The sequence below is a fragment of the Pseudomonas sp. AFG_SD02_1510_Pfu_092 genome, from assembly GCF_003331055.1.
Classification (GTDB): domain Bacteria; phylum Pseudomonadota; class Gammaproteobacteria; order Pseudomonadales; family Pseudomonadaceae; genus Aquipseudomonas.
In genome coordinates this window covers 25,130-39,765 of record NZ_PUQD01000051.1, presented here as the reverse complement: position 1 = coordinate 39,765, position 14,636 = coordinate 25,130, and the positions used below count along the sequence as shown (strand labels likewise).

The 14,636-nt window shown below is 62.7% G+C and carries 25 protein-coding genes and 1 pseudogene; 23 read left to right on the top strand and 3 right to left on the bottom strand.

The genetic code is table 11. The features are described from left to right. The 23 genes and pseudogenes from C6A77_RS19480 to C6A77_RS19370 all read left to right on the top strand — a co-directional run. Window positions 1-520 (top strand): annotated as a pseudogene (locus tag C6A77_RS19480) (phage tail tape measure protein); the annotation flags it as partial. A gap of 9 nt (window positions 521-529) precedes the next feature. After that, entirely contained in the window at window positions 530-1,375 is an 846-nt protein-coding gene (locus C6A77_RS19475; protein WP_114170936.1) for a phage tail protein, read from the top strand. Continuing rightward, a complete protein-coding gene (locus tag C6A77_RS19470) occupies window positions 1,350-1,556 on the top strand; it encodes a tail protein X (protein ID WP_114170935.1) in 207 nt (68 codons plus the stop codon). The genes C6A77_RS19475 and C6A77_RS19470 overlap by 26 nt, the downstream gene beginning before the upstream one ends. 59 nt (window positions 1,557-1,615) lie before the next feature. Further along, window positions 1,616-2,668, top strand: coding sequence for a contractile injection system protein, VgrG/Pvc8 family (locus tag C6A77_RS19465; RefSeq protein WP_114170934.1), 1,053 nt, complete (start codon window positions 1,616-1,618; stop codon window positions 2,666-2,668). 25 nt (window positions 2,669-2,693) lie between these two features. Beyond that, window positions 2,694-3,242 (top strand): glycoside hydrolase family 19 protein, encoded by a 549-nt coding sequence (locus C6A77_RS19460; RefSeq protein ID WP_114170933.1) that lies wholly within the window; start codon window positions 2,694-2,696, stop codon window positions 3,240-3,242. After that, entirely contained in the window at window positions 3,239-3,772 is a 534-nt protein-coding gene (locus C6A77_RS19455; RefSeq protein WP_114170932.1) for a lysis system i-spanin subunit Rz, read from the top strand. Before C6A77_RS19460 ends, C6A77_RS19455 begins: the two co-directional genes overlap by 4 nt. 419 nt (window positions 3,773-4,191) lie before the next feature. Further along, the gene (locus tag C6A77_RS19450; protein WP_114170931.1) at window positions 4,192-5,160 is read left to right on the top strand and encodes a hypothetical protein; all 969 of its coding nucleotides are present in this window, start codon (window positions 4,192-4,194) and stop codon (window positions 5,158-5,160) included. Between the two features lie 803 nt (window positions 5,161-5,963). After that, window positions 5,964-6,623, top strand: coding sequence for an AAA family ATPase (locus tag C6A77_RS19445; protein ID WP_114170930.1), 660 nt, complete (start codon window positions 5,964-5,966; stop codon window positions 6,621-6,623). 60 nt (window positions 6,624-6,683) lie between these two features. Then, a complete protein-coding gene (locus tag C6A77_RS19440; RefSeq protein WP_114170929.1) occupies window positions 6,684-6,935 on the top strand; it encodes a hypothetical protein in 252 nt (83 codons plus the stop codon). Between the two features lie 158 nt (window positions 6,936-7,093). Further along, window positions 7,094-8,428, top strand: coding sequence for a hypothetical protein (locus C6A77_RS19435; RefSeq protein WP_114170928.1), 1,335 nt, complete (start codon window positions 7,094-7,096; stop codon window positions 8,426-8,428). Window positions 8,429-8,554: 126 nt separating this feature from the next. Further along, window positions 8,555-8,755 (top strand): hypothetical protein, encoded by a 201-nt coding sequence (locus C6A77_RS19430; RefSeq protein WP_114170927.1) that lies wholly within the window; start codon window positions 8,555-8,557, stop codon window positions 8,753-8,755. Between the two features lie 44 nt (window positions 8,756-8,799). After that, window positions 8,800-9,087, top strand: a complete 288-nt coding sequence (locus C6A77_RS19425) for an XRE family transcriptional regulator (RefSeq protein ID WP_114170926.1) — start codon at window positions 8,800-8,802, stop codon at window positions 9,085-9,087. Between the two features lie 27 nt (window positions 9,088-9,114). After that, entirely contained in the window at window positions 9,115-9,402 is a 288-nt protein-coding gene (locus C6A77_RS19420) for a hypothetical protein (RefSeq protein WP_114170925.1), read from the top strand. Window positions 9,403-9,431: 29 nt separating this feature from the next. Beyond that, on the top strand, window positions 9,432-9,638 hold the full coding sequence (locus C6A77_RS19415) for a hypothetical protein (RefSeq protein ID WP_114170924.1): 207 nt from the start codon (window positions 9,432-9,434) through the stop codon (window positions 9,636-9,638). Window positions 9,639-9,687: 49 nt separating this feature from the next. Continuing rightward, complete coding sequence (locus tag C6A77_RS19410; protein ID WP_114170923.1) at window positions 9,688-9,939, top strand: hypothetical protein; 252 nt, start codon at window positions 9,688-9,690, stop codon at window positions 9,937-9,939. Window positions 9,940-9,969: 30 nt separating this feature from the next. Next, on the top strand, window positions 9,970-10,218 hold the full coding sequence (locus C6A77_RS19405; RefSeq protein WP_133295908.1) for a hypothetical protein: 249 nt from the start codon (window positions 9,970-9,972) through the stop codon (window positions 10,216-10,218). Window positions 10,219-10,404: 186 nt separating this feature from the next. Continuing rightward, a complete protein-coding gene (locus C6A77_RS19400; RefSeq protein ID WP_114170921.1) occupies window positions 10,405-10,992 on the top strand; it encodes a hypothetical protein in 588 nt (195 codons plus the stop codon). Next, window positions 10,989-11,315 carry a hypothetical protein gene (locus tag C6A77_RS19395; protein ID WP_114170920.1) on the top strand — a complete coding sequence of 109 codons (327 nt, stop codon included), beginning with the start codon at window positions 10,989-10,991 and terminating at the stop codon, window positions 11,313-11,315. Before C6A77_RS19400 ends, C6A77_RS19395 begins: the two co-directional genes overlap by 4 nt. Next, complete coding sequence (locus tag C6A77_RS19390; protein ID WP_133295907.1) at window positions 11,273-11,710, top strand: hypothetical protein; 438 nt, start codon at window positions 11,273-11,275, stop codon at window positions 11,708-11,710. The genes C6A77_RS19395 and C6A77_RS19390 overlap by 43 nt, the downstream gene beginning before the upstream one ends. Then, a complete protein-coding gene (locus tag C6A77_RS19385; RefSeq protein WP_133295906.1) occupies window positions 11,707-12,003 on the top strand; it encodes a hypothetical protein in 297 nt (98 codons plus the stop codon). Before C6A77_RS19390 ends, C6A77_RS19385 begins: the two co-directional genes overlap by 4 nt. Next, complete coding sequence (locus C6A77_RS19380) at window positions 12,000-12,191, top strand: hypothetical protein (protein ID WP_114170917.1); 192 nt, start codon at window positions 12,000-12,002, stop codon at window positions 12,189-12,191. Before C6A77_RS19385 ends, C6A77_RS19380 begins: the two co-directional genes overlap by 4 nt. Window positions 12,192-12,193: 2 nt before the next feature. Continuing rightward, window positions 12,194-12,451 carry a transcriptional regulator gene (locus tag C6A77_RS19375; RefSeq protein ID WP_114170916.1) on the top strand — a complete coding sequence of 86 codons (258 nt, stop codon included), beginning with the start codon at window positions 12,194-12,196 and terminating at the stop codon, window positions 12,449-12,451. A gap of 21 nt (window positions 12,452-12,472) precedes the next feature. Beyond that, window positions 12,473-12,751 carry a hypothetical protein gene (locus C6A77_RS19370; RefSeq protein WP_114170915.1) on the top strand — a complete coding sequence of 93 codons (279 nt, stop codon included), beginning with the start codon at window positions 12,473-12,475 and terminating at the stop codon, window positions 12,749-12,751. Between the two features lie 86 nt (window positions 12,752-12,837). Here C6A77_RS19370 and C6A77_RS19365 read toward each other — a convergent pair whose 3' ends face one another. The 3 genes from C6A77_RS19365 to C6A77_RS19360 form a co-directional block, all read right to left on the bottom strand. After that, the gene (locus C6A77_RS19365; protein WP_114170914.1) at window positions 12,838-13,296 is read right to left on the bottom strand and encodes a LuxR C-terminal-related transcriptional regulator; all 459 of its coding nucleotides are present in this window, start codon (window positions 13,294-13,296) and stop codon (window positions 12,838-12,840) included. 26 nt (window positions 13,297-13,322) lie between these two features. After that, window positions 13,323-13,604, bottom strand: a complete 282-nt coding sequence (locus tag C6A77_RS25480) for a hypothetical protein (RefSeq protein ID WP_153064664.1) — start codon at window positions 13,602-13,604, stop codon at window positions 13,323-13,325. Between the two features lie 313 nt (window positions 13,605-13,917). Continuing rightward, window positions 13,918-14,577, bottom strand: coding sequence for a LexA family transcriptional regulator (locus C6A77_RS19360; RefSeq protein WP_114170913.1), 660 nt, complete (start codon window positions 14,575-14,577; stop codon window positions 13,918-13,920). Window positions 14,578-14,636: the final 59 nt, after the last annotated feature.

Below are 14,636 nucleotides of genomic sequence, written 5' to 3'. Positions count from 1 at the left end.
GGGTGGGCTGGGTGGCGAATCCGTCGGGGGCTGGCTGGGCAAGAAATTGTTCGGTGAAGACCAGCCCGAGCAGGTGGCGGCGGAGCTGCCGGTGGTCGGTGCTGCTGTCGCCCAGGTGCCGCAGCCGTCTGAGCCGATGGCCAAGCCATCGCCGGCCCTGGGTGATGCGGTGCGTGCCAAGCCGGCGCCGGCGGTAGAAGCCTCCGCGCCAGTCGGACAGCCGGCCGCTGAGCCGGGGGCGGTGGTACGTGCCCTGGTCAATGAGTCGCCCGCACCTGCAGCCGTGGCGCCGGCAGTGGCCAAGGCGGCGGAGAAGGCCAAGCCCGAGCCGGCGAAGGTCGACCAGTCGTTTACCTTCGCGCCGGTCATGCCCATTACCGTTAACGGTGATGTCAAAGACCCTAACCAGGTCGTGCGCGAGGCCGAACAGGCGTTGCGCGTGATGTTTGAAGGGTTCCAGCGCGAGGTGGCAGCACGCCAGGCCTCGGTTAACTTGTTCGATGCGGCGGATGTCGCGTAAGGAGGTGCCATGGCCTACATGGAGCTAATGGGGTCTGCGCTGTCGTCGCTGGTGTCGGCCGGGGTGGCTGGCCGTACCAGCCTGCAGGGCATGCTGGGGCCGCTGAGCGGCGCGGTAAGCGACATGACGGGGGCGGCCTCGGAATTGGACGGCCTGCCAGTGATCGGCCCGGGGATGGGCGAGAAGCTGCAGCGCACCATGCGCCAGATCAACGCGGCGCAGTCCACCGTGGGGCAGGTGGCGTCGAAGTACAGCCAGGCCGTTTCGGCGGCCTCGCAGGTGCAGGATCGCCTGGGGGCCTTCAAGGAACAGGCCGGCAGGGCCGTTGCGGCGGTAAACCGCATTTCCGGATCTCTGGCCCCAAGCCTGGGGAACATCTTCCCGACCAGCGTCTTTGCCAGCGACATGACGCCGGCGGCCGCTGCCGGGGCGCCGTTCCCGCATCTGCTGATCCTGCAGCCCCAGGACCCGAAACTTAAGCCCTATTACTTCAATTTGGACACGGCCGCGTTTGACGAGCTGGTGCGCAAGACCGCGTTTCGCTGGGCCGGGCAGGAGCGCCTGACGCGCGAGATTGCGCAGCAGGCCGTAGGGCAGGGCGAGGACAAGCTGACGATCAAGGGCGCGATCTTCCCGTTGTTCCGGGGCGGTATCGGCCAGTTGAACGAGCTGCGCAGCATCGGCCGGCGGCTGCAGCCGTTGTCGCTGACCACGGGCTACGGCGAAGTGCTGGGCACCTGGTGCTTGCTGAGCGTGGACGAGGAACAGGGCGCGCTGCTCGCCGGCGGCGTTCCGCGCAAACAGGGCTTTAGCTTGGAGTTTGTCGCTTATGGCAATGACATGCAGAACGTCTAACGGCGACCTGCTCGACAGCCTGTGTCACGCCTATTACGGCACCCTGGTGGGCACCGTCGAGGCCGTGCTGAAAGCCAATCAAGGGCTTGCCGAGGAACCGCAGCCGTACCGCGCCGGCGTGCTAATTCACCTGCCGGACCTGGCGGCCGCCGAAAACGAGCAGGTCACCCTGTGGGACTGATCCCGCGTTACGCGTAACGAACCCCGCCCCGTGCGGGGTTTTTCTTTTCTGGAGTCACCATGAAACCCGCGTTTCAAATCATCGCAGACGGCAAGGACATTACCGCGCTGATCAACGACCGTTTGCTGCTGCTGCGCACCTCGGACAAGCCCGGCATGGAGTCGGACGAGTTCGAGCTGCGCATTGACGACCGCGACCAAGCCGTCACGCTGCCGTCGCGCGGCGCCAAGATCGAGGTCTATTTAGGGCGCAGCGCGCAGGCCCTGGCGCGTCTCGGCAGTTACGTCGTGGACGAGGTCGAGGTGACCGGCCCGCCGGACACTATCACCCTGCGCGGCAAGGCCAGCGACATGCGCGGCAGTGGCAAGACCACCCGCAGCGGCAGTTGGGAGGATACGGCGCTGGCCAGCATCGTCAGCGATGTGGCCGCCCGCAATGGCTGGGAGCCTGGCTGCACGGTCCAGACTAAAGTGCCCCGCGTCGACCAGCGCAACGAATCCGATTTCAATTTCATTACCCGCCTGGCCAAGCAATACGACTGCACCGCCAAGGTGGCCAGCGGCAAGCTGTTGGTACTGCCGCGCCAGGGCGGGCAGAGCGCGGGCGGCAAGGCAATCGGCACCGTCACCATCAGCCGCGCCGATGTGAGCCGCTATTCGTTCCGGTTGGGCGACCGCAGCACGCAGAAGGCGGTGAAGACCCAGCACCAAGACAAGGCGACCGGCAGGCTGAACGTGGTGGAGCTGGGCAACGACGACGCCCCCGCCGGCCTGCCGGGCGTGCACACCGACCGCCATATCTACCCCAACAAGAGCGCCGCCGAGCAGGCCGCCAAGGCGCGGCTGGCCGCGTTCAACCGCAGCACCGCCGCCGTGCGCCTGGAAATGGTCGGGCGTACCGACCTGTTTGCCGAACGGACCATCAGCGCCCAGGGCTTCAAGAACGGGCTCGATGGCGAGTACCTGGTGGACAGCGTCGAGCAGGTGTTTACCGCCTCGGGCTGGACCACGACCGTCGAGTGCAACGGCGGCAAGAAGGGCAAGGCCACCGCCAAAGGCAAGAAGAACAAAGAACCCAAAACGCTCAAGACCGTGGACGTAGGCCCCGCGTGAGCGAACACCAAAGGAGTAAGGACGCATGAGCATTACCCCCCAGCAGTTGTTGCACATTCTCCCGCACGCCGGCCCCAAAGCCGGCGTTTTTGCACCCGTCCTCAATGCCGCCATGGGCGCGCGCGGAATCGTCACGCCGGCGCGGCAGGCCGCGTTTATCGCGCAGATCGGCCATGAATCCGGCCAGTTCCGTTACGTGCGCGAGCTGGGCAATGACAAGTACCTGGCCAAGTACGACACCGGCACGCTCGCCGAGCGGCTGGGCAACACGCCGGCGGCCGATGGCGACGGCCAGAAGTATCGCGGCCGGGGCCTGATCCAAATTACCGGCCTGACCAATTACCGGGCCTGCGGCGAGGCGCTGGGCCTTGACCTGGTCAACCAGCCCGAGCTGCTCGAGCAGCCGCAGTACGCGGCCGCGTCGGCCGCCTGGTTCTGGCATTCGCGCGGCCTCAACACGCTGGCGGATCGGGGCGACTTCGTCGGTATCACCCGCAAGATAAACGGCGGCGTCAACGGCATTGCTGACCGCATGGCGCTGTGGGATGCGGCCCGCAAGGTGCTGGGCGCATGAGCGGTCTTAATTGGCGCCTGACGGCCCTGGCGCTGTTACTGGGCCTTGCGGTCGGCGGCCGCAGCGCCTGGCTGTGGCAGGCCAACGAATACGACAAGCAGTTGGCCGAGGTGCGCGAGGAGTACGCGCAGGAGCGTAGCCAGGCCAGCGCCAAGGCCCTGGGTCAGCTGCAAACCGCCCAGGCCGAGCGCAGCGCCCTGGAACAGCGCCTGCAGGCGAGCAGTGCCACCCACTACAAGGAATTGAACGATGCTCAAGAAGACCGCAAGCGCCTTGCTGGCCAGCTTGCTACTGCTAACGTCCGGCTGTCAGTCCTCATCGACAACGCCGCCGTCCCCATTGGTGGTAACTGTGGGTTGCCAACCGCCGCCGGCACCCGACGCGTGGTTCATGGCCCCGCGCGCGTCCAACTTGACCCAGCGCATGCTCAACGAATTATCGCCATCACCGGCGAAGGTGACGACGGATTGAAGGCGCTGCAGGCCTGTCAGGCTTATGCGCGTTCGGTATCGGGGGGTGGCAACTTGTAACCGAGACGAAATCTTTTCCCCAAAGGGAAGTGGGTAGAGCTACTATCGGACAGCGTAACGCGTGGCCGGTTTTGGTCACCCGTCGCGAGGAAAGGAAATTTTTTAAACAGTTTAGATGTTAAAAGCCGAGCGCCTTTGCTATTCTCTGTGGCGTTCGGCCTTGCCTAGCAAGGATCGAAAGTAGAAAAAACAAGGGTTTAGAAAAAGAAAAAGCCCGGGGTTGGCGCCCCAGGCTTTTTGGTGATCGGCTAAGCTATCCGCTCTAGCGACCGCAGCAAGGTCAGAGTTTAGCCGCCGGTCATCTTCTAAGCAAGCCCATTGCTTTGAAGGATTGAGGCTAAATGACCGATTGTCTGCCCGAGATTGGGCAGGTCTCGCCCATGTGGGGGCGTAGACCGTATGCGCACCCAGGCGCGAACTTGGGCACAGGTAACCGCTGCGGGCACTCGCCCGAGCGTTTCGCCGTTGATCGCCTGGCGCTCCCCAAGGTCAAAGCTGATCATGGCTGCCTGCCGCGTGTACTCACCAAGAACATGAAGCGGGCCGTTGAGTTTTTCAGCGACCCTAACGTCATGAAGTCCTTGGGTTTCCACCAGCACAAATACAACCTTGATGGCAGCAACCGCCAGGTGCGCAGCGAGAACCGCGAGGCGGTCAGCCTGGTCTGGCACGCCATCGCCTCGGCCATCGACTTGGCGTCCCTGCGCGTGGGCTATTACCTCAAGGACGGCCAATTCAAAAACTACAGCGCCCTTGACCTGGCCGAGCGCTGCGGCATGGTTCGCGAAGGCCGCGACCCAGACAACCGCGATGCCGTGAAGCGCTTCCCTACCTCCCGATTCTGGCGCGCCTTTAAGTGGCTCAAAAACGCCGGCGCCATTACCGTGTTCGAGCAGTACGAAGACAAGGGCAACGACGAGCTGCGCGGCCGGCCGGCGATCAAGACGGTCAGCGAGAAATTCATTCGCCTGTTTGGCTCTATCACCGGTGGCGTGATGAAAAAGGCCCGCGATGCGGCCTACAAGCGCGTGGCCATCTTCCTGGCCCGGGCGCGCATCTTCGGCATCCAGACCGCAGACGAGGTCGACGAGCTGGAGAAAGGCCTGCAGGTCGACCTGATGCTGCGCGAGGTGTTCGGCACCAAGGCCAAGAACCAGAAGCCCAGCCGTGCGCACAAGACCGTCAGAGTCAACATTCACCGCGACAACCTCGACTTGGACATACTGCGCACCGAGTGGGAAATCTACGCGGCCAAGCTCACCGCCGGCATTGAGGCCAAGCTACAGCGGCCGTTGCGCGGCGCCGAGAACGTCAAGTTGTTCGCTCAGGCCGGCGGCCTGAGCTTCAAGGCCTGGCTGGCAGCCAAAGGCATACACGAAACCTCCTAGACCCCGCTGTAACCTTCCCCGATCCCTCGGGTGCTTCGTCGTGGGCGCCCGCTAACCCTCCTCCCCGCATCACCTCCCAACCCCTGTTTAAGCCCCTGCAAGCACCCCCATAGGGCTGTTTAGCCCCCGTTCTGGCCACCGATTTTGCGGTTATGCACAGGCCGCGCACGGCCATCCCAGGGCCGCCATTATTAGGTAGGTCTAAAGTGGATTTAAGTAGTAACTGTGCTTTTCCCCATTCGTACCTGAGAAACAGGGCACGCCCTGCGGGCCTGCCCGACTAGGCCTCGGCTGCGCCGAGACAGCTTTCTGTTTCGCCTGGCTACGCCAGGCAGATGATGCCTGCCCCACTTCGCGCCTATGGCGCGGGGGCAGGACCGTGCCCACTTGAGGCCGCCATTTCGCCTTGGGGCTTCCGTTCCAGTCAGGGCCGCGCCAAGGGCTCTATACGACGCCAGAACGCGCTAGCGACCCTTCCTTCACTACGCCGGCGCTATCGCGCCCGTAGGTCGCGCGTACGCGCTCCGGGTGGACAGCGAGGGGGGTGGTCTAGCCCTTGTGTTGGCCTGCTTGGCCGGCAGCGCCTGGAAGGCTGTTGCGATGCGTTATTGCAGATCGGCCAATGGGGTAGGGGCGAGTCAGCCTGGCGGTTGATCTTGGTGCCTCGCGCGCTTCCAGCTGAACGCGGCAGGCGTGGCTGATGATTTCGCCCCCGCAACGCAAAAAGGGCATCCTAGGGATTGACTTAAAGTACCTAATGGATATCCTTTATGTATCCATTTAACTCCTCAAGGATGCGCAAGATGGGAATTACACTCGTCGGCCACACAAAAGGCGGCATTGGCAAAACCACCACCACGGTGCAGCTGGCCGCAGGTCGAGCGCGGCAAGGCAAATCGGTGTTGGTGGTCAACGGTGACCGGCAAAAATCGCTTACCAATGCCATCGAGCGCCGCTCGGCGGCGGGCATAGCGCCGCGCCTGACCATGGTTGCGTACCCCGACGGCGACGAGTTGCGCGCCCAGGTTCTTCGTCTGCGCGATCAGTACGATGACATCATCATTGACGCTGGTGGCCGTGACAGTACCGCCTTGCGGCATGCCATGATGATTGCTGACCTGATGCTGGTGCCGATGGAGCCAGGCGACTTTGAGCTGGACGCGCTGTTTGATGAACTCATTCCGCTGATCAACTCGATTCAGGCGGAGCGGGGCGATAACCCGCTGCCGGTGTATTCGTTCCTGAACAAGGCCGAGCCCAAGAAGCTGTCAGCCGATAACCTGTATGCGCAGAAGATTTTGGAAGGCCTGACGGAGTTGCGCTATTTGCCTCGCACCGTGGTCAGGCGCAAGCCGATCTCCTCAGCTTCGGCGCGCGGGCTATCGTTGCATGAGGTTCCGGCGCGTGATCGCGACCCCAAGGCAATTAAGGAGCTTGACGCCTTGATCGAGGCAATTTTCTAATGCTCTTAGGGTGCCCTTGCGGTATCCTTAGAATATCTCTTAGATATTGGAAGAATACTTATGTCCTTAATCGAACGAGCCAAGCCAGCGGCCGTGGATCCAGCTGCGGAGCGCGCAGCAGTGAAAGCGGCAGCGGCGGCGCCTGACAGTGGTAAGCGCAAGAGTGTGCGCGGTAAGCGTGAAATGTTTGCGGTTGGCCTGGAGCCTGAATTTCTTGCCGAGGTTGACGCGTTCCGCGAGCGCAACGGCAACCTATCCCGACCAGCACTGATCAAAATTGCCCTGCGCCGGCTGATGGATGCCGGCCTGTAATCGACCCTTATTCACCCAAGCCCGCCCAGTTATCGGAGCGGGCTTTTTCTTGCCTAAAGAATATCAAACAAGTACTAAAAGGATATTCAAAAGGTATTTAAACAGCATCCATCTTGCGGTATAGTTGCTGCGTGCCAGAGCGGCCAAGGAGACGCCAAATGACCCGCAAGAAAGTCACCACCAATAAGCAGCAATATGTGCCGCTTGAGTCGAAGCCCGAATTCCTTGAGGTGCTGGCATCGCTGCCGGTTGCTACGGAAGGTGAGGCCTTGGAGCAAATGGCCGCTGACAGCCTGGCACTGTTCAATGACGCAATTCGCGGCAATGCGCCCGAGCAGGCGGCAATGGCCAAGCTGCGTTATGACGCGGTGGCGTATCGTCTGCACGGCGACAGCTTCAAGGGGTGCGCCGTTGATAACGGCTCGCTGGTACGCCTGGAGCGTCAGCTGGCTGCAGTCCCGGGCGTCGTCCCCAGCTGGGGGCAGGGCGGCGAATGGCTGGTGGAGGTGAATGGCATGCGCATCCGTGCCAAAGTCGGTCACGGCCCACACGGCACCATTCCCCTGGACTTGCGGGCGGTCGATCTTGACCGGCCGTTCTTAAGCCCGACCGGCTACCGCTCGCACTGGATTCACTATGACCAATGGTTTGGTCGCGACCTGGCCGGTGCCGTACGTGCCGAGCTGGAACGCTGCCTGCAAGAAAAGGATTGGCAGCCGGTACCGATTAAGGACAAGGACAAGCCGTGGGTGAAGGCCATGCCGGCCTGGCTTGCGCCGGCGCTGGAGGGCGTTACCCGTAACGGCCAGCAGGCGCTGCCGTTGTCGGGGCTTCCGCAGGCGGCCGCTGTTGCGGCGGCGGCCGTAGCAAAGAAGGTGCCGATGGATAATGCCACGCGGCAGCGCCTTCACCGGCAGCGGCAGAAGGAAAAGCGCGAGCAGGCCAAGGCCGAAGGGCGCCGCACGTTTGATCTGAGTGATGTGGACCTGTCGTATTTGTGGATCGCCATGAATACCCACATCGCTTTCAATGAGCCGCTGGACTGGGAGCTGCAGGGCTTCCGCGAGCTGGCCGGCCGCCTGTATGCCCATGAGCACCCTAGCCGCATCGAAAGGCTTGGCCTGGAAGCCGAAGGCGTGAACAACCTGCAAGCGCGGCGCGATAAGGACGCCAAGCGCGGTTGGGATGCTTATAAGGAGGAGCGCAAGCGCACCGATGGGTTGGTAAACAAGGTGAATAACCTGCAGGCCGAGAATGCCCACTTCAAGCGGGAGCTGGCCGCTATCGCTGCCGAGCTGGGTGGCGCGCCCGTGCAGCCGGTCGCACCGGCGGTCGATGTGGCCGCCCTGCAGGCCGAGCTGACCCGCTTGCGTGCTGAATGCGAACTGCTGGAGCTGGAGCGCTGCAAGGCGTTCGCGGCGGTCAAAGTGTTTGAAGACCGCTTGCGCGCCCAGGGGCTTTCGACGGACTGCCGGCCGCAGCCGGTCGAGTAATCAGCCGTTACGGGTAACGTGCCCGCTATAATGAGGATAAGCCTTGCATTGTGTTCCCAAAGAGAACATAATGCGTCTCACGGGAAGCGCAGATGGCGCGGCCCAAGACCCGAAAAGGATGAAGCAATGACCCCGTTCACTCAAACCGAAGCCGATCTGGAAAAGACCCACGCCGAAATCGTTAAGCTGATCGCGGAAACCCGCAAGCTGAACGCCGAGGCCGGCAAGATGACCCGCGAAACCTTCTGGTATCCGGTGGGCATCGCCACCGCCCTGATCGGCACGGTGGCCACCGTGACCACGGTGCTGGTGAAGTACATCAGCTAATCCCCCGGCCCCGCTTCTGCGGGGCCTTCTGTATCCGAGTGACCATGAAGATCATCAGCCAATACACGCCGCCCACGGCGCAGGCCCTTGCGCGCCTGAAAGACGACCTCGGCGCGACCAGTCAGAGCATGGCCGAGCTGTGCGGCCTGGCCCAGGGGCAGCAGTGGCGCAAGTACACCGGCGGCAGCACGCCCCGGGTCATGGGCCTGCACATGCACTTCTACATGGCCGCGCTGCTGACGCTGGACGAGGCGAGCCTGGCCAAGGTGCGGGCGACCATGCGCGAGCACGGCGCCGATTTGCAGCTGGCCGACGGCCCGGCGTTACCGTAACGACCCTACAGGAAAGGAACCCCGCCCATGAGCGCCCAAGTTCGCTATGCCCGCACCGCGCCGCTGCCGACCCTGAGCGAGCCGCTGACCATCACCCTCGACGCGCACGCGGTGGAGCAGCTGGACGCCTACCGCAAGCTGTCGCATGCCTTGCGCCGGGGCGCGGTGGAGGGCGAGCAAGCGACCACCATGGAAGCGCGCCGCCGGTTACTGGATCGCGCCCAGGAGGAGGTGGCCATGGCCCTGGATCGCCTGGTGCGTGACCAGCGGGGCGAGCCGCGCCTGCTGGACGATTACGCGTTTATTGCCGACTGAACCCCGCCCCAGCAGATCGAGGACGCATTATGGCCAGTGAGCCGACTTACCCGCTGTACCTGACCCGTGACCAGCTGTGGCTGCTCAAGGAGCAACTGGCGGCAGCGGCCGACCCTGAGCAGCGCAGCCCGGAGGAAAGCGGCCTGTTGCGCTGTATTGAGTGGCTGCATGGCCAGGCTGTGAAGGGCGAGCAAGTGCGCCCGTCGGTGCTGCGCCGCCTGTTCGGCGGTCACTGACCGTTACGCGTAACGCCTGCACCCACCCCAAAGGAAAGGAGCCCCGCCCATGACCCCGGCAATCGCCACTTACAGCCAGCTGCGCCTGGTCTACGAGGAAGCCATTCAGCTCATCCGCAGCCGGCGCCCTGAGCTGCCGCGCGCTACCGTTGATGCTGAGCTGCACCAGTTGGCCAGCGTGACGGTGCACAGCCTGCAGCACTGGGCGGAGGTGGCCGCGAGCTGCGCGCGGACCGGTCAGCCGATGCCGTGGGAGGCCGGTGGCCGACCGCCAACCTTTGCTGAATCCAAAGCGAACTGAACCCCCACCCTTCAAGATCGAGGACCCGCTATGACGACACGTTGTGATGATCCCCAGGTGCTGGCCAAGGCCCGCGAGATACTGGCGTTTGTGATCAAGGAGCTGCCCCAGTCCTCGGTTGTGCCCTTCGATGATCAGGCGCATTCGGCCCTCATGTACGTCGGCGGCTACCTGCATGCCCTGATGACGCATGGACTGATCAGCGTGGCGACCTGGGAGCTGTTGACGGCGGAGCGCGACCAGGCGTTTGCGGCGGAGAAGGCCAGGCGCGAAGGGTGATGGTCCCCGTAGTGGCGCACATGTCCATAATTTGTGCATATGTTAAATGAGGGCCCCCAGTCCCCAGCGACTCGGGGGCCTTTTTTTGTGCCCGGCATTACCACTTTGCTATAAAATGGGATACCAGAAACATGTAAAGTGGTTTGAGAGCCATTCCACCCCGCCGCCGAAAAGGAGCTTCACCGCATGAGCAGCCTGCCCGTTCCCCAGCACAGCCCCGACGCCGAGCACCGGTTTTTTGTCTTCGATGCCATGGACGGCGATCACTACTACTTCAAGAGCGCCGCCGAGCGCGACCAATACGCCGAGTACATGATTGGCAACTACATGGACGACGGGTGGGACGAATCCGTGGAGCAGGTCATGGCTGGCGAGCTGACCCACCTGGCCCGGCAGACCAACCGCGTCGAGCGGCCGCCGGCCGAGGAACTCGACGCCGAGGGCTGCGACCGTGAGGGCCGCCACTGGCGGCAGGGGTGGGCGTATTACTGCGATTACGAGCTGCTGCCACTGGTTGCTCCGGTCGAGGCGGCCAGACCTGATGCGGGGGAGGCGGTCACGCGGCAGCTGGCCAGCGCCGCCACCCAGCGTTATGCGCTGCATTGCTACACCGAAGCCCTGGCGCAGCAGACCCGCGCCGTGATCGCCGGTGGGATCGATGTCAACACCGCGCGTCGTCTGCGGGGGGCCTGGGAGACGGCCCTGTTGCAGCGCCTGCAGGCGCCGCTGGCCTCGCTGGAAAAGGTGGCGCCGGCTGGGGAGGTGCCGGCATGAGCGCCGTAGTGCTGATCGGCCCGGTGGTGGTCGAGCGTGACCAAGACGGCTGGTGGGATCACCCAGGCCTGCCGGACTTCGACGAGGACTACGCCGCATTCAAAGCCTGGATTGAGCAGCAGGGCTTAGAACTGACGCAGTGGCACATGGATCACGACCTGGACAGCGACACGCATCATTACTGGACTGAGGATTCGTGCAGCTGCGAGGGCTGGAACCCCGCGCCGCCGCCGGGTGCGGGCTGGTTCCTGCTGGGTATCTTCGACACCGAGGACGGTCCGTGCGTGTCGTGGGCGCGCCGCGTCGCGGAGGTGGCGGCATGAATGGCGGCGTCGACTTCGCCCGGGTCTTCGAGCAGACGCGCGAGCGCCTGCGCGACCCGGTGGCGCACTTTGTTGATCTTGACCTGTGGCTGCCGAGGCTGAGCGAGGCCAACGCCCAGGCGCTGCGCCTGGCCCTGGTCGAGCTGCTGGCAATCGGTATCGGGCACAACCTTGCCCACCCTATCGCGCACGGCCTGGCCTCGATGTATGCGGCCGACCGCTACGACCAGGTGAGCGTGGGCAGGTGGGGCACGCTGGGTATCGTCACCGGTGTGGAGGCCGCCGTGGCGGTCGGGGAGGAGCAAGCCAAGCAGCTGCGCGCCCTGGTCGACAAGGTCGACCGATATCTGTGGGATAAAGCGTTCAAACGATTGAAGCGGAGAGTGCGCGCATGAACGCCAAGTCAATGCGTGAGGATCAGCCCGTAACGCCTGCAGAAATGGCGTACGGCCGTTTGCTGGTTGACTTGTATGTGGACCAATCATTACGTGAGGTGGCCCTGCAGGCTTATGCCGAGCTGAACAAGGCCAAGTGCTCGTCGGCTATTACCGAGGTGCTGCACCGTGCCGGCCGACGCCTGCTGAATGCGGTGCAGGTTTACGAGCTGGACCCGCGCGACGCCGAGGTGGTGCGCAAGGTGATTGGCGATCAAGGGCAGCGCCGTAGTGCCGAGGTATATCCAAAATGACGCCCGCGCAAGAGCGGGTGCTGCGGCAGCGGCTGAGCGAAGGTTTTCATCAGCTGCCGGGCGGCCGGGAAATCGTCCGCGTTACGCGTAACGGCGACAATCGGGTGATCCTGCGTGACGGCACGCAAAAGCGCGGCCATCATGTCGACTTTGCCCAGGTCGGGCGGGTTGCGAGGCAAAGGGGTTAGGTTTGGCGCGTTCGGCGTACTATGAAAGCGAGCTGGCATTGCTGGTGGAGACGCAAGCGGCGCGGGAGTTTCTGGTGCAGCGCGCCGAGGACAGCACCGAGGAGCGGCAGCGCTGGGTGCTGTTGGTGCGCCGTGGCACCAAGTGGATACCGGTCCGGTCCAAGCGTGAGAACCCGCGCACCTGGGCCAGCCTCGACACCCTGCAGCGCTTCACCGTGTCGGTGGGGATTCCGGCATTTACTGTTGAATCTTGGTCGTGACCGGTCACATGGAGGTTTCGTATGGCTGAGCGTTATCGTAACACCGGCGACCTGCTGCCCGGCCTGGTGCTGCCCGCCGGCTGGGCTGACCAGTTCCGCAAGCTGCTGGCCCGGATCGAGAATGCCGATACGCCGGTCAATTGCTTGCTCGCCCAGGAGCGAGCCGAGGGGGTGGTGGAGGGCCTGGAGTTGGCCAAGGCGCGCGATGCGGCCACCCTGGAGCGGTTGTATCTGCTGATCGGCGGTGCCGCCTCGGTGCGCCTGCAGCAGTTGGAAAGGGGTGCAAGGGATAACAATTAACATCCTATAGATACTAAAAGGGCATTGTTTGGATATCCAAACAATGCCCTTTTAGTATCTAAATATGTGCAAGTCGCAAACCCCGCTTAGGCGGCCCGGGCAACCTCGGCGTAGTCGGGGCCGCTGATTGTGAAGACGCTTTCGGACTTGCCACGGGCTCCACTGGCGCTGCGCCCACTGATAGAGCGTGCCAGGCGCGACTCGGGGTTGGCACGGCCCGAGCGGCGCGCGCTGTTGCGGTTGGCGTCGTCCATGTGTTCGCTGGCACAGAGAAAGGCCAACAGCAGGCTCAGGGCTCGCGGCATCAGTACCCCCAAGGTAAAGCCCCTGGAAATCATGTGCGGGTGCGACTTGGCGCCGAGCTTGCGCTTTATGCTGGCCTCGAAATGCCGCATGACATGCGTATCAATGCCGACAGCCTGGCTAATGGCGCTCGGTGTTTCGCCATCTGCCAGGCCGACCAGCACGCGTAACTCTTTTGGGGTTAGCGCCTGCCCGGGGCGGCCAATCACATCTTCGCCGTAGATTTCCATTTCAGCTTGCATTGCGGTCTTCCTTGAGCGACGGCGGACTAGGCGGCAGGGGGGATTTGCATTTGGCCGATCAGTTCGGCAAAGCCTTTCAGTGCGTCGGCCAGGTCGGCAGCGGCGTGCTGGATCATGTCGGCATGCAGGTTGTATTCGCCGGTATCGATTGCGCGGCTCGCCATAGCGTCGATTCCTTGTGCTTGGGCGGCCCTGCGCAGAACGTGCGTATACAGCTGGCCTCTGGTCTCTTCCGTGAAAAGAACGATCGTCCCTTCGGGGGTGATCGCAAGCGCATTACGTTGGGTGGTCGGCAATCCTGTATTCATTTCACTTACTACCTTGCAAGCTGTAAATTACATTAAGACTGTAAATGCGGTGCGTAAAGTGCCCCTTAATGGTGCAATCCATTGAAGGTGATGCGGCCTGTTCGGGGCTCCTTGTGACAAATCACGTCGCGGGCACACTATAGAGACCCAGGGGCGTGATGGCAAAACGCAATTACAGTCGGTACTTGGAAGATCAGGTTACGATTTTCTGGCGTCATTCAAGCGCCAAACTGCGGGTCAAACAGAAAATATGTCTTAAACATTTTAACTGTAAATCTAAGGCATAGAAAAGCCCCTTTCGGGGCGCTTTCGATCAGCGTAGCTGCGTAATCATTCTCACGCGCCCGAGGATATGAAGCGCCTTGAGTTTTGCTGCGGTGACGGTCTCGTCGGGGTAATACTCTCGCTGCTCGGCTTGAATCACATAATTTCCGTCGAGATCTTGGCGAATCCAGCGCAGGCGAGGCCGGCCGCTGATCATGATGGCAAACATATCGTCGTGGCTGACCACGGTTTCACTAAGGTCTATCAGGACGCGGTCATTTTTCCTGATGCGTGGTGACATGCTGTCGTCGGGCGCCGACAGCACCAAGATGTTTTGCCGGTCCAGGTCGTTGGCTTCAAGGAAATCTTTTTGAAAGGCCAGGGCTGAATCACCAATATCGACTACGCCGGCGGCAGAAGGAACGGTCGACAGCGGGGGCACAACATAACCGCTGGTTTCGGGCGCATCGCCGTCATCGTCGCTGAGACCGCCAAGGTAGGCCGGTGGCTTGTCGAATATCTTGCCCATACCAATAAGCATGCTCAGAGGTGGCAGGTTCTCGCCCAGCTCCCAGTTACCGTAACGTGACGGAATGACCTTTGCCCCCATGGCCTCGCCAAGGCGGGTCGCGGTCTCAGCAAATGTCCACCCTTTATGGGCGCGGCACGCCTTGAGCCGTGCGGAAATTTTGCTGCGTAGATCGAACATTGGCATTCCTTTATCTGGCCGGTACATCAGAGTCTATACATTCTAACTGTAAGAAACAC

Excerpts from the sequence above, each read along its gene's own strand:
- C6A77_RS19475 (WP_114170936.1), top strand. The coding sequence starts at position 530 with ATGGCCTACATGGAGCTAATGGGGTCTGCGCTGTCGTCGCTGGTGTCG.
- C6A77_RS19470 (WP_114170935.1), top strand. The coding sequence starts at position 1,350 with ATGGCAATGACATGCAGAACGTCTAACGGCGACCTGCTCGACAGCCTG.
- C6A77_RS19465 (WP_114170934.1), top strand. The coding sequence starts at position 1,616 with ATGAAACCCGCGTTTCAAATCATCGCAGACGGCAAGGACATTACCGCG.
- C6A77_RS19460 (WP_114170933.1), top strand. The coding sequence starts at position 2,694 with ATGAGCATTACCCCCCAGCAGTTGTTGCACATTCTCCCGCACGCCGGC.
- C6A77_RS19455 (WP_114170932.1), top strand. The coding sequence starts at position 3,239 with ATGAGCGGTCTTAATTGGCGCCTGACGGCCCTGGCGCTGTTACTGGGC.
- C6A77_RS19445 (WP_114170930.1), top strand. The coding sequence starts at position 5,964 with ATGGGAATTACACTCGTCGGCCACACAAAAGGCGGCATTGGCAAAACC.
- C6A77_RS19440 (WP_114170929.1), top strand. The coding sequence starts at position 6,684 with ATGTCCTTAATCGAACGAGCCAAGCCAGCGGCCGTGGATCCAGCTGCG.
- C6A77_RS19435 (WP_114170928.1), top strand. The coding sequence starts at position 7,094 with ATGACCCGCAAGAAAGTCACCACCAATAAGCAGCAATATGTGCCGCTT.
- C6A77_RS19430 (WP_114170927.1), top strand. The coding sequence starts at position 8,555 with ATGACCCCGTTCACTCAAACCGAAGCCGATCTGGAAAAGACCCACGCC.
- C6A77_RS19425 (WP_114170926.1), top strand. The coding sequence starts at position 8,800 with ATGAAGATCATCAGCCAATACACGCCGCCCACGGCGCAGGCCCTTGCG.
- C6A77_RS19420 (WP_114170925.1), top strand. The coding sequence starts at position 9,115 with ATGAGCGCCCAAGTTCGCTATGCCCGCACCGCGCCGCTGCCGACCCTG.
- C6A77_RS19415 (WP_114170924.1), top strand. The coding sequence starts at position 9,432 with ATGGCCAGTGAGCCGACTTACCCGCTGTACCTGACCCGTGACCAGCTG.
- C6A77_RS19410 (WP_114170923.1), top strand. The coding sequence starts at position 9,688 with ATGACCCCGGCAATCGCCACTTACAGCCAGCTGCGCCTGGTCTACGAG.
- C6A77_RS19405 (WP_133295908.1), top strand. The coding sequence starts at position 9,970 with ATGACGACACGTTGTGATGATCCCCAGGTGCTGGCCAAGGCCCGCGAG.
- C6A77_RS19400 (WP_114170921.1), top strand. The coding sequence starts at position 10,405 with ATGAGCAGCCTGCCCGTTCCCCAGCACAGCCCCGACGCCGAGCACCGG.
- C6A77_RS19395 (WP_114170920.1), top strand. The coding sequence starts at position 10,989 with ATGAGCGCCGTAGTGCTGATCGGCCCGGTGGTGGTCGAGCGTGACCAA.
- C6A77_RS19385 (WP_133295906.1), top strand. The coding sequence starts at position 11,707 with ATGAACGCCAAGTCAATGCGTGAGGATCAGCCCGTAACGCCTGCAGAA.
- C6A77_RS19380 (WP_114170917.1), top strand. The coding sequence starts at position 12,000 with ATGACGCCCGCGCAAGAGCGGGTGCTGCGGCAGCGGCTGAGCGAAGGT.
- C6A77_RS19370 (WP_114170915.1), top strand. The coding sequence starts at position 12,473 with ATGGCTGAGCGTTATCGTAACACCGGCGACCTGCTGCCCGGCCTGGTG.
- C6A77_RS19365 (WP_114170914.1), bottom strand. The coding sequence starts at position 13,296 with ATGCAAGCTGAAATGGAAATCTACGGCGAAGATGTGATTGGCCGCCCC.
- C6A77_RS25480 (WP_153064664.1), bottom strand. The coding sequence starts at position 13,604 with ATGAATACAGGATTGCCGACCACCCAACGTAATGCGCTTGCGATCACC.
- C6A77_RS19360 (WP_114170913.1), bottom strand. The coding sequence starts at position 14,577 with ATGTTCGATCTACGCAGCAAAATTTCCGCACGGCTCAAGGCGTGCCGC.